Raw genomic sequence first — 14,735 nt, forward strand, 5'->3', positions numbered from 1 at the left:
TAAGTACTCCTTTGGTGGGGGGAGTTCAGGTGAGTGAGACACTCACCTCTTCGAATTGCGCGGTGCCGAGGGCCAGTGGTGCGCGGGAGCACACCACCAGGCCCACGTAATAGGGGGCGTCACCGAAGGCGGGGACCGTGCCCGTGGCGAGCGCGGTCCAGGTGACGCCGTCATCGGCGGACACGGCGGCGGCGAAGGCGGTCCCGGCGCGCTTCAGCCGCAGCAGCAGGGGCAGTTGGACGGCGGCGGTGCCGGTGAAGGCGGAGCCGCCGGCGACGGTGGGGCGCAGCATGAGCTGGGCGGTGCCGCCGCCGGTGACGATCACGCCGGCCGCCTGGTCGAACGGCGACGGCGACTTGGCCATCAGCAGCCCGACCCGGTCCGCGGTGGCCCCGGAGCGGGCGACGAGGCGGGCGGTGAGCTCGCAGTCTCCGGTGACCGGCCGTCGTACGAACTGGCCGGTCATTCCCTGGCCGTTGGCGTTCAGGTCGACGCCCGCCCCGCGCACGGTGAAGGTGCCGTCGGCGTACGACGTGCTGCCCGGCGTGGTGATCGCGACCACGCCCAGTGTCCCGAAGGCGCGGTCGTCGAGCACGGTGTCGCCGAGGTCCCCGTACGTCCACGGATCGGGCGGCGCGGTGCCGACCGTGAGCGCGAGGGTGCCGGTCGTGGTTCCGGAGGCGTTGGCCGCGGTGGTGGTGACCGTGAACTCGCCGGTCCCGGTGGGGGTTCCGGAGAGCAGACCGGAGCGCCGGTCGATCCGGAGCCCGTCGGGCAGTCCGTCCGCCGTGAACAGCACGGGCTCGTGCGCGGCCCGCAGCAGGTGCCGGAAGCCGTCGCCCTGGTTGGCGAACGCGGCGGTGGCGGAGGTGAGCCGGGGCACCGACGGGATGGGCATCGGGGCCCGGGCCGGCCCCGAACGCGGGCCGCGGCCGCCCGCGTTGGTCTTCGCGACCGTGTAGTGGTACGTGGTTCCCGGCGTACCGGTCGCGTCGGCGTACCGGACGCGGGTGCCGAAGCCGACCGGGCCGACGCCGGTGGCGAGGGTCCGGTACGGTCCGTCGGCGCGGGTCGCGCGCAGCACCGTGTAGCGGGCGGACAGGTCCGGGTCGCTCCAGGCCAGCTCCACGGCGTCGGCGCCGGTGACGGCCCGCAGGTCGGTCACCGTGCGGGCGGGGCGCGGCACGCGCCACACCGCGCCGGACGGGGAGGTCACGTCGACGTTGTCGAAGACGCCGGTGCCCGTCCCGGCGTAGTCCTCGTCGACGCCCAGGCAGGAGGTGAGGACGAGTCCCGCGTAGGCGATGCGTCCCAACTCGACTTCGGTGGTGCCGACTTCGGTCCAGCGGACGCCGTCCGGAGAGATGGCGCCCGTGCAGCGCCGGCCCTTCCGGCTCACCCGCACCCAGTAGGGCGCCCGCAGCCGGTAGCCGTCGCCCGCACCCTCGACGTAGGGCGCCTCCAGGGGGGTCGCCGATTCGGGCAGCGCACCCAAGTCGGAGAGCGGGAAGGCCGCGTTGACCGTGATCGCCTGCTGCTGGGAGGGCGGCACCGGAGTGCTGCCGGTCGCGGAGACCTCCGCACCGGCCGCCGGCCGTACCGTCCACACCCCGCTCCAGGTGTGCAGCGGCAGCCCCTGGACCAGCATCGAGGCGTGCGCCGCGGCCGCGTCGAGCGAGGCGCGGACGGTGACGCCGATCTTGGAGTACTGCGAGCTGAGCGGCCACACGATCCGCGCGGTGACCGTGCCGTCGCCGCGCAGTGGCAGGTGGACGAGGCGGTAGGTGTCGTCGGTGCCGCTCGCCTCCAGGACGAAGCGCTCGCCGTCGAAGGCCGCGGAGCCGGGGATCCTCACCTCCCCGACGTCCTGGGTCGCCCAGGGCCCGGGGAGTCCGGCGGAGGCCGCCGCCCATGCCGAACTCCCGCTCTCGCCGAGTGAGTTGGCGGCGGCGACTGTGTAGTAGTACGTCCGCCCGGCATGCACGCCCCGGTCGGTGTACACCGGCTCCGCGATCCCGGACGCGATCTCCTCGTACCGGCCGTCCGCGGCGTTCGCCCGCAGCACCGTGTAGGAGTCGGCCCAGGTCGACGGCAGCCAGGTCACGGTGACGGACCGGTTCTCCCCCACCGCCGTGACGCCGGCCGGCGGCGTGGGCACGCTCGGCGCGGTCGCCGTCGCGCCGGCGTAGGCGAAGGTGCCCCAGCTCGGCAGGTCGTCGTTGCTGCCCTCGATCACCCGGGCACCGCCGGTGCCGCGGAAGACGGCGTTCTTCGTGTACGGGGTGTCGAGCCCGCGCACGCCCGCGTAGTGGGCGTACGCCATCTCGTAGATCGGCGGCAGGGTGCCGCGCGAGGTGGCCGAGACGGCCGGCTTGATGTACTTGCCGGTGCGGTCGAGGTCCGGGACGAAGGGGACGTCGCCGCCGAGGTTGTAGCGGGCGGCGTACTCGACGTTGGCGAGGATGCGGTTGCCGTCGAAGCCCCAGAGGTCGACGCCCTGGTTCCAGGCGACCTGCGCGGCGTCCGCGAGCAGGCCGACCGCGAGCTGTTCGTGGCCCTGGTCCCGGCCGCTCTCCTGGCCCTGGCCCGCGTCGGTGACGATGCGGTGCAGGACGCTGCCGTTGCCCGCGCCGGCCGCGGCGAAGCGCAGCGCGTCGTGGAAGAGGGCGGGTTCCTCGCAGAACACGCCGATGGCCAGCAGGGATTGCAGGGACGTCAGGTCCCAGTTGCCGTTGGCGTAGAGCGTGTAGCAGGAGAGGGCCGGGTACCAGACGTGCAGGAAGGATTCCTCGCAGCGCGCGATGCCGGCGTCGCTCCAGCCGTCGTAGCCGGTGTGGCGCAGGAGTTCGGCCGCGTTGGCGAACTTGAAGGCCTGGAGCCCGGCGCCGAGCGGGCCGTCGGCGCCGGTGATGGCGGTGAGCGAGGCGGACCAGGCGTCGAGGATGTCGCGGGCCTTGTCGGCGTGGGCGCGGTCGCCGGTGACGGCCCACAGGAGGGCGTTCTGGTAGGCGGCGGCCGAGTCGGCGACGGCCTGGTTCTGGTAGTTGGCGGGGCCGCGGCCCCAGGTGGCGATCTGGCCCGTGTTCTGCACGGCGTACGAGGCGGAGGAGCGGGCGTGGGCCGCGAGCGCCAGGTAGCCGTCGTAGACCGGTGACTGCTTGGCGGCGACCGCGGCCTTCATACGGGCGAGGTCGTCGGCGGAGTGCAGCAGGCCGGGGTGGGCGAAGGCGCCGGTGCCGGTGTCCGTGCCGGTGTCGTTCTCGGCGGCCCGGGCGGCGCCGGGCACGAGCAGTCCGCTCGCACCCGTCGCCAGCAGGAGGGCCGCGGCGCCGCCGAGGAAACCCCGGCGGCTCGCTGCGGGGATCGTCATGACGCGGCGGCCGCCTCCGCCTCGGCGGTGGTGAGGAACCTCAGGTTCGTCACGTGCTCGTTGGTGAACCACTGGACGGTGTCGGTGGTGTAGTACCAGCTGGGCTTCTTCATCGAGTCGGCGACGACGACGCCGTTGATGACGAGGTTCTCGAAGGTGACGTTGTCGATGGCGTGGTCGGCGTCGTAGCCGAGGAAGAGCGACGGGTTGGCGTGGGTGCCGGTGTAGGTGAGGTTCTTTACGTAGACGTCCTGGATGCCGCGCCCGACCGACGTGTTGTACTTCGTGTTGTACATGACCTTCATGTAGATGACCTGGCCCCAGCGGAAGTCCTCGATCCGTACGTCCTCGATGCGGACGTTCTTGATGAGGTTGGAGTCGCCGGGGTTGAGGGCGATGCAGCCCTGGTAGTTCATCTGGGGTTCGCGGTGGTCGAGGACGTCGATGTTGCGGATGACCAGGTTCTCGATCGTCTCCGGGGCGTCCGTGTTGCCGTGCGTGCCGATGTTGACCGGGTGGGCGACGTCGGCCCACAGGGAGCAGTTCTGCACGGTGATGTTGCGGGTGTCGCCGTAGTAGTCCCAGCGGTGGGCGTAGATGGCGATGCAGTCGTCGGAGTTGCGCAGGAAGCAGCCGTCGATCACGACGTCGCTGGAGGAGAAGATGTCGATGCCGTCCCCGTTGCCCTTGGAGCTGAAGCCGCGGACCTTCTTGATGTGGACGTTCTTCGCCTCGCCGAGGGTGGCGATGTAGTTGCCCGGGTTCATGATGATGACGTCCTCGACCCGGATGTGCTTGCTGCCCTCGCAGAGCACGCCCTGGCCGGAGCTCGCCCAGATCATGCCGTGGCCCTTGAGGGCGGCCTTCTCGACGTCCTTGAAGTAGACGGTCGCCTTGAGGACGGCGCCGCCGGCGAGGTAGACGGTCTTGCCGCTGGGGACGGTGAGGACTCCGCCGGTGACGGTCTGGACGCCGGGGCCGAAGTAGATGACGTCCGGGTCGTCGGCGGCCGGCGGGCGGTGTTCGACGCGGTTGGTGACGATGTGCAGGCAGTCGAAGATCTCGTCGTTGATCTGGACGACCAGGTCCTTCGGCTCGTCGAGCGTGAACCGCAGCGTGTCGCCGAGGAGTTCGGGTGTGATGCCGTACGAGTCGGGTCTCACCCGGGCCTTGGTGGTGCCGCCCTTGAGGTAGGTCACCTCGACTTCGACGGAGCCCCGGAAGTCGAAGTACACCAGGGAGGAGTTGTAGACCTTGCCGGAGCCGGTGGTGGCGTTGATCTCCTCCAGCTGCGGCCGGTAGATGTCGAGGGTCTGCCAGTCGCCGTCGGGGGCGCTGCGCACCCGGACCTGGAAGCTGGTGTTGGTCGGTACGGCGGCCGGGCGGGGGTAGGTGACCAGCTTCGGGTGGGACCTGGCGTCGTCGGCGGCGTGGGCCGCGGTGGCGGTCAGTCCGCCCGAGAGCCCGGCGGCGAGCGCGGTGGCTCCCGCGGCTTGCAGGGCGGTGCGGCGGGAGAAGGGCGCGGTCATCTCTTACTCCTTGGAACAGGGCAACGGTACGGCGGGGCGGGCTACTTGAGGCCGGACGTCGACAGGCCGGCGACGAAGCCGCGCTGGGCGACGAGGAAGACCAGCAGGATGGGGACGACGTACATCACGGAGGCGGCGGCCTGGAGGTTGGTGATGGGGGTGCCGGCCGAGGAGACGTAGGTGGTCATCACGGCGACGGCGAGGGTGGATCTGTCGGTGGACAGCAGGAGCTGGGGTGCGATGTAGTCGCCCCAGGTCCAGGTGAAGGCGATGACGAAGCTCGCGGAGAGCACCGGCCAGGACTGCGGCAGGAAGATCCGCCAGAACATCCCGGCGTATCCGCAGCCGTCGACGATGGCCGCCTCCTCCAGTTCCCGGGGCAGCCCTGCGAAGAACTGCCGGAAGAGGAAGACCAGGTAGGGGGCGGAGGACAGGCCCCACAGCACCCAGGGCCAGTAGGTGTCGACCATGCCGAGCTTGGCGAAGATCAGGTAGGTCGGCAGCAGGGTGATCATCTGGGGCAGCATCATCGAGCCGATGAGGATGCCGAACAGGGTCTTCTTCCCGGGTGCGGTCAGCCGGGCGAAGCCGAAGCCGACCCAGGCGGAGCTGAGGGTGACGAGGGTCGCGTAGACGGTGGCGATGATCAGGGAGTTGCGGGCGTAGCCGAGGAAGTCGATGAGCCGGTAGGCGTCGGCGAAGTTGTGCCACTGGAAGTGGGTGGGAAGCCAGTGCACGGGGGCGGCGGCCAGTTCGGCGGGGGCCTTGAGGCCGGTGAGGACCAGCCAGCCGAACGGGCCGAGGAACAGGCCGGTGACGACGACCAGGACCGTGTAGAGGACGAGCCGGTTGACGCGTATCCGCAGCCGGGCCGCGGACTTGGGGTTCACGCTGGTGGCGGTCACTTCTTCGCCTCCGGGTCGACGTTGTAGAACACCACGCCGGAGGTGAACCTGAAGATGAGTCCGGTCGCGATGAGGATCAGGACGAAGAGCACCCACAGCAGTGCGGAGGCGTATCCGTAGCGGCCGAGCGCGAAGTACTCCGAGAACACGTGGATCATGTAGGTGTAGTTGGACTGCGGGATGGTGGTCAGGCCGCCCGTGGTGGCGATGGGGGCCAGCAGCATCGGCATGATGGTCTGCACCGAGGCGATCACCCCGGTCACGGTCTGGAAGAGCAGCACCGGCGACAGCAGCGGCACGGTGATGCTGCGGAAGGTCCGCCAGGCGCTCGCCCCGTCGATGCGGGCCGCCTCGTGGAGTTCGCGGGGCACGTCCTGGAGCCCCGCCAACGAGATGATCATGATGTTGCCGGCCGCCCAGAGGACCGTCATGACGAGGACGTAGCGGGCGTAGGGGTCGGCCAGCCAGCCGATCGCGTCGAAGCCGAAGAAGGTCAGGACGCCGTTGGCGGCACCGGAGTTCTGGTCGAAGAGGTTCTTGAAGGCGATGCCCGCGCCCACCGGCGGTACCACGGCGGGCAGGTAGAGCAGGGTGCGGAAGAGGCCGCGTCCCTTGAGGGGCCGGTTGACCAGGACGGCGAGCGCGAGTCCGGCGACGATCGACAGCGGCACCGAGAGCAGCGCGAACAGGCCCGCCCGCCCCAGGGCGTCCCAGGTGGTCGAATCGCCCATCAGCTCGCGGTAGTTGCCGAGGCCGACGTAGTGCCAGTTCGGGGAGATGCCGTCGTACGTGGTGAAGCTCAGCCACAGCGCGTAGGCCATCGGCGTGATGGTCAGCAGCGCGAACCCGATGATCCACGGGGAGGTGAACATGTAGAAGGCGCGGTGCCTGCGGGCCGTCATCGAGGGGCCGGTGCGCGCGGCCGGCCGGGCCCGGCCGGTACCGGCGGTCGCACTCGGCCGGCCGGCGACGGAGGAGACCTGATCGACCGTCATCCCACTTGCTCCTTACCGCGCTTGAGCTGCTGGTTGATGGTCGAGTTCAGGTGTCCGGCGAGGCTGTCGACGGACATCTCGCCCTTCATCGCGGGCGTGGCGACCTGGTTGAAGAGCGCTTCGAAGGCGTCCCCCGAGATGTAGGGCGACAGGGAGACCACCGAGAAGTGCCTGAGCTCGTTCTCCTGGGCTTTCAAGGTCCGTTTCTGGTACTCCTCCTTGGCCGGCATCAGCGGCCGCAGGGACTTCAGGGTGGGGATGCCCCAGCCGCCGGCGGCGCGCGCCTTGGCCGGTGCCTCGCCGAAGAACCACTCGAAGACCCGCCACGCGGCGTCCTTGTGCTTCGCCTTTCTCGGCATCCACAGGCCGGTGCCGCCCTGGCAGGCGCTGATGCGCGGACCGCCCGCGAAGACGGGGGCGGGGGCGAGCCGGGAGACCTCGGCCAGCTTCTGGTCGGTGCCGATCATGCCGCCCATCCAGTAGCCGGAGTTCGACATGGCCAGCCGTCCGGCCTGGTAGGTCGGGCCGTCCCAGCCGTTGGGGTCGGGCAGGACCGGGCTGGGTCCGACCTTGAGCCTGCAGTAGTCGATGTACCAGCCGAGCGCCTTGCGGGCCTCGGGGGTGGTGAAGTCGACCTCGGAGAAGTCGTCGCTGAAGAGGCTGCCCCCGGCGGAGGCGGTCATGGTCGCCATGAGGGTGAGCTTGACCAGGCCGTTGTAGCTGCCGCCGAAGACGGTCGTCTGCCCCTTGGACCGCTGGGCGAGCCGCTGGGCGTCCTCCAGCCACTCGTCGAAGGTGACGGGCTCGGTCTCCGACGGGTAGGTGACGCCCTTCTTGTCGAAGGCGGCGGTGTTGAACCAGAACATGGAGTCCTGGGAGAAGTCCTTCGCCATGCCGTAACGGGGGCCCTTGCCCTGGGACCTGCCGTCGTAACGCCACAGGTCGTTGACGGGGTCCAGGTCGTCGGGCCGGAGGACGCTGCTCCCGGCGAAGTAGTCGTCCAGCTCCTGCATCACGTCCCGGGCCGCGAAGTACGCCGCGTCCACCGCGCCGACCCCGCGCACCAGGTCCGGCGGGTTGCCGCTGGTGAGCATCGCGATCAGCTTGGTGATGTCGTAGTCCACCCGCTTGATCGTGACGCCGGTGTCCTGCTTGGCCTGCTTGACCAGGTCAGGGGTGAGGTCGTCGGCCTTGACCATCATGGTGACGGTCTCGCCCGAGCTGCTGACCCCGGTGGACACCTGGAGCGCACAGCCGCCGAGCGACGCGGCACCGGCCGCGGCACCCGCCGCCGACAGGGCGAGGAAACGGCGCCGGCTGACCGGGGCACGGGCGTGCGTCTGCATGAACTACCCACTCTCTGGAAGGAGGTGACCGGATGTCGGCTCGGTTGGCAACCGGTTGCTATGAGCGGTGAGGAGAGATTCAACCCGTACGGGAGCGTCGTCAAGAGGCGCGGCGAACTTTCGAAAACCGTTCGGCGGCAACCGGTTGTTCATGCCTACCGGTTGCTGCTCACGGACCGTTCGACCGACCGCACATCGAAAGATTCCGACTCATACCCCTTGCTGGGAGCGGCCGCACCGTCCTACTGTCCCGTGGAAACCGGTTTCTAAGGCACTGCCGAGCCGCCGCCCTCCTCCCCGAGAGCGCCAACCTCCGAAGGAACACGGTCAGATGAACTCCACCAGGTTGGTCCGCGCCGCGATCGCGGGCCTCGCGCTGACAGGTCTGCTCACCGCCTGCGGCGGATCGGACTCCGGCTCCGGCGGCTCCGACGCGGCCTCCGGCCCGGTCACCCTGCCCTTCTGGGGCTGGGCGAACGGCCAGGACGCCGTGGTGAAGGCGTTCAACGCCGCTCACAAGGACGTCCAGCTGAAGTACACGAAGGTCACCGACCAGCTGACCATGCAGAAGCAGCTCACCAACGCGGTGAAGGCGGGCAACGCACCCTGTCTGGTGCAGAACACCGCCGAGTACGTGACCAGTTGGGTCGCCCAGGGTGCCCTCGCCGACATCACCAAGTACGTCGGGTCGGCCAAGGACAAGTTCAACTCCGGCTCCTGGTCGGCCGCGCAGGTGCAGGGCAAGCTGTACGGCGTCCCCACCAGCTCCGCGCCGAACTTCACCATCTACCGCACGGACATCTTCCAGAAGTACGGCCTCAAGGCCCCCACCACCTGGGACGAGTTCATCGCGGCGGGCAGGACGCTCAAGAAGCACGGCGTCAAGATCACCAACTTCGCCGGCGAGGACCCCAGCACCCTCGAAGTGCTCGCCATGCAGGCCGGCGCCCACTGGTACGCCATCGACGGCAACTCCTGGAAGGTGGACTTCCAGGACCCGGGCACCCTGAAGGCCGCCGGCGTGATCCAGCAGATCATCGACAACGACCTCGACTCCAAGCTGTCGTTCGCCGACTACGCGGCCGTACAGCGCAACTACGACAACGGCGGCACCGCGACCCGGCAGATCTCCACCTGGCAGATGGCCGGCATGGTGCAGAACTTCACCAAGTCCTTCGGCAAGTGGGCCCTCGCCCCCTGGCCCACCTTCACCGGCGAGGCCGCCAAGACCCCGGCCGGTACCAACCTCACCGGCAGCGTCACCCTCGTCACCAAGCAGTGCGCCCACCAACAGCAGGCCGCCGAGGCCGCGTTGTGGATGTCCACGAACACCGGCGCGGTGAAGACGATGGCCAGCCCGACCACCGGCAACGGCGTGATGCCCGCCCTCTCCGACAGCAACGCCTACGTCGACGAGGCGATCTCCCAGAAGCTGCTCGGCTCGAACTACGACCCGGCGAAGAAGGTCGTCACCGACAGCCTCAGCACCGTCACCACCGACTGGACCTTCGGCCCCGACTGGACCGCCATGTTCACCGAGTTGCAGAGCGGCTGGGCGAAGGTGGTCAGCAAGCAGCAGAAGGTCACCGATCTCCTGGCGCACATGCAGCAGTGGACGGTCGGCGACCTGAAGTCCCGCGGCATCAGCGTAGAGGGCTGAGGCGGGCACCCGGATGGTCCGCTCCCAGCGCTGGAAGGGCGCCGCCTTCACGGTGCCCTTCCAGCTCGGCTTCGTCTTCCTCTACCTGATCCCGATCGGGTACGCCGTCTACGAGTCGCTGTACCGCTCGCAGTCCTCCGGCCTCGGCCTCGGCGGCACCACCGACGAGTTCTCGGGCCTGGCCAACTACCGCCAGGGCCTGTCGGACCCGGCGTTCCTCGACTCGGTTTTCCGGGTACTCCTGTTCGCCTGCGTCCAGATTCCCGTGATGCTGCTGATCAGCCTGCTCCTCGCGCTCTTCCTGGACACGCTGACGTCCCGGGCTGCGGGCCGCTTCCGCATCCTGCTCCTGGTGCCGTACATGATCCCGGGCGTGGTCGCGGCGATCGTCTGGATCAACCTCTACAGCCCCGACGTCGGCCCGCTCACCCCGCTGGGCAAGGTGTTCGGCCTGGACTGGAACTTCTTCGCGCCGTCGATGGTGTGGCCGTCCATCGGCAACCTGCTCACCTGGCACGGCATCGGCTACAACATGGTGATCATCTACTCGGCGCTGCAAGGCGTTCCGCGCGAACTCTTCGAGGCGGCACGGCTGGACGGCGCCTCCGAGCGCCGCATCGCCCTGAGCATCAAAGTCCCCTACGTCCGGGGGGCGTTGGTCCTCACCGGCATGCTGTCGATCATCCAGATGCTCCAGATCTTCAACGAGCCGGCGCTGTTCCGGAACGTCACGCCCCAGACCGTGAGCGACAGTTTCACCCCGATCATGGTGATCTACAACCAGGCGTTCAACGCGGGCAACTACCACTACGCGGCGGCCCTTTCCGTGCTGCTGGCCCTGATCCTCGGCGTCGCCTCGTTCCTCTTCTACCGGCTTACCGCGAAGGAGGCGGACTGATGGCACTCACCGAGGAGCGCACGAGGACCCACCCCGTCCGCCGCATCAACAAGCCCGATCCGGCGGCCCGTTCACGAGGTGGCCAGCGGTTCCTCCTCGTCGGACTGGCCCTGGCCAGCGCCTACAGCCTCTTCCCGGTCTGGTGGCTGATCGTCGCCGCGACGAAGGACCGCACCGCCCTCTACCAGAGCAACGGCCTCTGGTTCTCCGGCTGGCACCTCTGGACCAACCTGCACCAGCTGTTCACCTACGAGAACGGCATCTTCCTGCGCTGGACCGCCAACTCCTTCCTCTACGCAGGAGTCGGCTCCCTGGGCGGCACCCTGATCGCCCTCGCCACCGGCTACGGCCTCGCACGCTTCCAATTCCCCGGCCGCAACCTGGTGTTCGCCTGCGTCGTCGGCTCCTTCCTGGTCCCGATCGCCCTGCTCACCCTCCCGCTCTATCTCCTCTTCTCGAAGATCGGCCTGGTGGACACCCCCTGGGCGATGCTGATCCCCTGCCTGATCAACCCGTTCAGCGTCTACCTGGCGAAGGTCTACACCGAGGCCACCATCCCCTACGAACTCCTCGAAGCCGCCCGCATCGACGGCGCGGGCGAACTGCGCATCTTCTTCTCCATCGTCCTGCGCATGATGACCACCGGCGGTGCGACGGTCTTCCTGCTGGCCTTCGTCAACACCTGGAACGCCTTCTTCCTCCCCCTCACCGTGCTCCGCGGCGAGCAGAACTGGACCCTCAACCTGGGCCTGTACAACTGGTCCGGCAAACGCCTCGAATCCGGCGTCGACCTGACCGGTCTGGTGCTCACCGGCGCCCTGCTCTCCATCGTCCCGATGGCCGTCATGATGATCGCGATGCGCCGCTACTGGCGCTCCGGAGTCACCCTGGGAGCACTCAAGTGACCGAGCTCCACAACCCGGTGATCCGCGGCTTCGCCCCCGACCCCTCCCTGGTCCGCGCCGGCGACTGGTACTACCTCGCCAACAGCTCCTTCGAGTGGTTCCCGACGATCCCGATCCACCGCTCCCGCGACCTGGCCCACTGGGAGTACGCGGGCCACGTCGAGGGCGCGGCCCCCGGCGGCTCCCTGGCCGGCGTCCCCGACTCGGGCGGCATCTGGGCCCCGTCCCTGAGCTGGGACGGCGAGCACTTCTGGGTGGTCTACTCGATCGTCCGCTCGGTCGGCACCCCGTACTTCGACGCGGACACCTACGTCAGTACGGCCACGGAGGTGTCCGGCCCCTGGAGTCCCCCGCGCCGCGTCCCGAGCCACGGCTTCGACCCCGCCCTCCACCACGAGGACGGCCGGCTCTGGCTCCTCAACCTCCAGAACGACCACCGCCCGGGCGGCCGGCGCTTCGCGGGCATCGTCGTCACGGAACTCGACCGGGAGACGCTCACCCCCGTCGGCACCACTCAACTCCTGCTCCAGCACGACCGGTTGATCGAGGGACCGAAGCTGCTGAAGCGCGACGGCTGGTACGTCCTGGTCCTGGCGGAGGGCGGCACGGGCTTCGAGCACGGCGTACGGGTGGCCCGCAGCCGCGACCTCACCGGCCCCTACGAACTCGACGAACGCCCCCTGCTGACGACGCGGGACGACCCCGAGTGGCCGTTGCAGAAGGCGGGACACGCGGAGTTGGTGGAGACACCGGACGGCAAGTGGTTCCTGAGCCACCTGACAGCGCGCCCCCTGAAGACGCCGGAAGGCCCACGCTGCCCGCTCGGCCGGGAGACGGCGATCCAGGCGGTGACGTGGGACGAGGCGGGCTGGCCGAGACTCCGGCACGGAGACGCCCGTCCGACGGTCACAGTCGAGGTGCCAGACGCGGAACCCCCTGCTTTCAGGGGCGCGGGGAACTGCGCGAGAAGCCCCCACCCGCCCGTAGACGACAACGCACCCGACAACGCACCCCCTTACTACACCCTCCGCTCCCCAGCCCTCCCCTCCTGGATCGACCCCACCACCCGCCCCGGCTGGCTACGCCTCCGCGGCCACCACGGCCCCGACTCCCTCTGGTCCCACCACCTCCTGGCCCACCGCATCACCGAACACCACACCGAGGCCCAGGTGACCCTCCAGGCAACCCCCTCCACCTTCACCCAGTCCGCCGGCCTGCTCCTCTGGTACAACACCTCGGCCTACTACGCCCTTGACCTCACCTGGGCGGAGCCGGAAGGCGAATCCCAACACGGCCAGCAGTGGCAGCACACCGGCCGAACCGTCCTCGCCCTGACCACCCGCGACGAGAACGAGACCCGCCGCGCAGCCGTACAGGAAGTCGACGCGGGCACCCCCCTCACCCTCGGCGTCACAGTCGACCGCACCGAGGCCCAGTTCTGGCACCTCCTCGAAGACACCCGCTCCCCCATCGGCCCGCCCCTCGACTTCACCCGCCTCTCCGACGACCACGGCAGCCGCCTCCGCTTCACCGGAGCAATGGCCGCGATCCACGCCGTGGACCTCGTCGACGCCTCCTTCACCGCCGACTTCACCGATTTCCGGGTCATCTGCACCCCCGTTTAGCCCCGCCTCCCTGTTCGAAGTTTCGAAAGCCGCGCCGCCGATGATCTGGCGATTTCCCAGGTCTTCACGCCGTGTTGACGCGCACCTATCGTAGGAAGCGCTTACTGCACGGCTTGCACGCAGACCGCGGAAGCAGCGTTGGTCGCAACTTTCGTTACTTTCGTTGGCCCAAAGGCGGGCCGGAGAGGCGGGTTCCCCATGGTCCGTGCCGGGGGCACGAGCATCGCGGCGGCCGGTCCGACACTGGCGGTGGTGGCCCGCGAGGCGGGCGTCTCCGTACCGACCGCGTCGAAGGTGGTGAACGGCCGTGACGACGTGGCCCCCGAGACCCGCCGCCGGGTCACCGAGGCACTCGAACGCCTCGGCTACGTCCGCAGACCGCGGTTCGACGCGACCAAGGCCCCCGCGCTGATCGACCTGGTCGTGCAGTCGCTGGACAGCTCGTGGTCGGGCGCGGTGCTGCACGGGGTGGAGGAGGCGGCGTACGAGGCGGGTCTGGAGGTCGTCGTGTCGACGGGGCTGGCCAGGACGCGGGCCGGCCGGCCGGAGCGCGGCTGGCTGGACAGGCTCACCGCACGCGGTTCCTCCGGCGTGCTGTTCAATCTGGCCGAGCTGACCCAGGCGCAGTACGCCTGGCTGGACCACCACCGGATCCCGTACGTACTGATCGACCCGGTCCACGAGCCCCCGGCGGGCGCGGTCTCCGTCGGGGCGGCGAACTGGCAGGGCGGGGTCACCGCGACCGAGCACCTGGTGGCCCTCGGCCACGAGAGGATCGCGGTGATCGCGGGCAACCGGCGCCGGCTGTGCAGCGGCGCCCGGGTGGCCGGCTACCGCTCGGCGCTCGCCTCGGCGGGGCTGCGCCATCGGGGCGAGTACGTCCGGCACGCGGGTTTCGACGAGGACGCGGCCCGGCAGCGCATGCACGAGCTGCTCGACCTGCCGGAGCCGCCGACCGCCGTGTTCGTCTGCTCGGACCGGATGGCGCTCGGGGTGTACGCGGCGCTGGCCGAGCGCGGGCTGCGGGTGCCGGCGGACATCAGCGTGGTCGGCTTCGACGATCTGCCCGAGGCGCGCTGGGGGACCCCGGCGCTGACCACGGTCCGCCAGCCCCTGTCGGAGATGGCGGCGACGGCGCTGCGGCTGCTGGTACGACTGATGCACGGGGACCGCCCGGAGGGCACCCGGACGGAGCTGTCGACCAGGCTGGTGGTGCGGGCGAGTACGGCGGCCCCGGCGGCCCGTTCGGCCCTACGAGGGTGACCGCACCTCTTTCAAGATCGTTTCCCGGGCATGAAACTCACCCTGCGCACCGCTGCGGCCTGCGCTCTGACCGCAGCCGCCGTGACCACGGCCCTGGGCACCGCCCGGGCCACGACCCTGACGGTCGCCCCGGCCCGGCACCACGCCGTGGTGGCCGCCGCCCCGACCGACGAGCACGACCCGAAGGAGGACGTGGAACTGGACGAGAACGGCCAGCCGGACCTGACCGAGGACTGAGG

Annotated in this window: 11 protein-coding genes; 6 read left to right on the top strand and 5 right to left on the bottom strand. The window is 69.7% G+C overall.

Annotated features, from left to right (window positions below; genetic code table 11):
* Positions 1–25: 25 nt before the first annotated feature.
* The 5 genes from ACWGKQ_RS11480 to ACWGKQ_RS11500 are packed head-to-tail and all read right to left on the bottom strand — an operon-like array spanning position 26 to position 8,145.
* A complete protein-coding gene (locus tag ACWGKQ_RS11480; RefSeq protein WP_453291674.1) occupies positions 26–3,370 on the bottom strand; it encodes an alginate lyase family protein in 3,345 nt (1,114 codons plus the stop codon).
* Positions 3,367–4,899, bottom strand: a complete 1,533-nt coding sequence (locus tag ACWGKQ_RS11485; protein ID WP_453291675.1) for a glycosyl hydrolase family 28 protein — start codon at positions 4,897–4,899, stop codon at positions 3,367–3,369. The genes ACWGKQ_RS11480 and ACWGKQ_RS11485 overlap by 4 nt, the downstream gene beginning before the upstream one ends.
* 41 nt (positions 4,900–4,940) lie before the next feature.
* Entirely contained in the window at positions 4,941–5,804 is an 864-nt protein-coding gene (locus ACWGKQ_RS11490; protein WP_453291676.1) for a carbohydrate ABC transporter permease, read from the bottom strand.
* Positions 5,801–6,799 (bottom strand): carbohydrate ABC transporter permease, encoded by a 999-nt coding sequence (locus ACWGKQ_RS11495; RefSeq protein WP_453291677.1) that lies wholly within the window; start codon positions 6,797–6,799, stop codon positions 5,801–5,803. Before ACWGKQ_RS11495 ends, ACWGKQ_RS11490 begins: the two co-directional genes overlap by 4 nt.
* A complete protein-coding gene (locus ACWGKQ_RS11500; protein ID WP_453291678.1) occupies positions 6,796–8,145 on the bottom strand; it encodes an extracellular solute-binding protein in 1,350 nt (449 codons plus the stop codon). Before ACWGKQ_RS11500 ends, ACWGKQ_RS11495 begins: the two co-directional genes overlap by 4 nt.
* Positions 8,146–8,476: 331 nt before the next feature.
* Here ACWGKQ_RS11500 and ACWGKQ_RS11505 point away from each other — a divergent pair, with 331 nt between their 5' ends.
* The 6 genes from ACWGKQ_RS11505 (at position 8,477) to ACWGKQ_RS11530 (ending at position 14,733) form a co-directional block, all read left to right on the top strand.
* Positions 8,477–9,805, top strand: a complete 1,329-nt coding sequence (locus ACWGKQ_RS11505) for an ABC transporter substrate-binding protein (protein ID WP_453291679.1) — start codon at positions 8,477–8,479, stop codon at positions 9,803–9,805.
* A gap of 13 nt (positions 9,806–9,818) precedes the next feature.
* Complete coding sequence (locus tag ACWGKQ_RS11510; RefSeq protein WP_453291680.1) at positions 9,819–10,703, top strand: carbohydrate ABC transporter permease; 885 nt, start codon at positions 9,819–9,821, stop codon at positions 10,701–10,703.
* Entirely contained in the window at positions 10,703–11,608 is a 906-nt protein-coding gene (locus ACWGKQ_RS11515) for a carbohydrate ABC transporter permease (RefSeq protein WP_453291681.1), read from the top strand. Before ACWGKQ_RS11510 ends, ACWGKQ_RS11515 begins: the two co-directional genes overlap by 1 nt.
* Positions 11,605–13,233, top strand: a complete 1,629-nt coding sequence (locus ACWGKQ_RS11520; protein WP_453291682.1) for a family 43 glycosylhydrolase — start codon at positions 11,605–11,607, stop codon at positions 13,231–13,233. The genes ACWGKQ_RS11515 and ACWGKQ_RS11520 overlap by 4 nt, the downstream gene beginning before the upstream one ends.
* A 198-nt stretch (positions 13,234–13,431) precedes the next feature.
* A complete protein-coding gene (locus tag ACWGKQ_RS11525) occupies positions 13,432–14,496 on the top strand; it encodes a LacI family DNA-binding transcriptional regulator (RefSeq protein ID WP_453291683.1) in 1,065 nt (354 codons plus the stop codon).
* A gap of 30 nt (positions 14,497–14,526) precedes the next feature.
* Positions 14,527–14,733, top strand: coding sequence for a hypothetical protein (locus ACWGKQ_RS11530; protein ID WP_453291684.1), 207 nt, complete (start codon positions 14,527–14,529; stop codon positions 14,731–14,733).
* Positions 14,734–14,735 lie beyond the last annotated feature (2 nt).

This window comes from Streptomyces sp. NPDC054770, from assembly GCF_053611985.1.

Coding starts and splice junctions, on each gene's coding strand:
- ACWGKQ_RS11480 (WP_453291674.1), bottom strand. CDS start 3,370: ATGACGATCCCCGCAGCGAGCCGCCGGGGTTTCCTCGGCGGCGCCGCG.
- ACWGKQ_RS11485 (WP_453291675.1), bottom strand. CDS start 4,899: ATGACCGCGCCCTTCTCCCGCCGCACCGCCCTGCAAGCCGCGGGAGCC.
- ACWGKQ_RS11495 (WP_453291677.1), bottom strand. CDS start 6,799: ATGACGGTCGATCAGGTCTCCTCCGTCGCCGGCCGGCCGAGTGCGACC.
- ACWGKQ_RS11500 (WP_453291678.1), bottom strand. CDS start 8,145: ATGCAGACGCACGCCCGTGCCCCGGTCAGCCGGCGCCGTTTCCTCGCC.
- ACWGKQ_RS11505 (WP_453291679.1), top strand. CDS start 8,477: ATGAACTCCACCAGGTTGGTCCGCGCCGCGATCGCGGGCCTCGCGCTG.
- ACWGKQ_RS11510 (WP_453291680.1), top strand. CDS start 9,819: ATGGTCCGCTCCCAGCGCTGGAAGGGCGCCGCCTTCACGGTGCCCTTC.
- ACWGKQ_RS11515 (WP_453291681.1), top strand. CDS start 10,703: ATGGCACTCACCGAGGAGCGCACGAGGACCCACCCCGTCCGCCGCATC.
- ACWGKQ_RS11525 (WP_453291683.1), top strand. CDS start 13,432: ATGGTCCGTGCCGGGGGCACGAGCATCGCGGCGGCCGGTCCGACACTG.
- ACWGKQ_RS11530 (WP_453291684.1), top strand. CDS start 14,527: ATGAAACTCACCCTGCGCACCGCTGCGGCCTGCGCTCTGACCGCAGCC.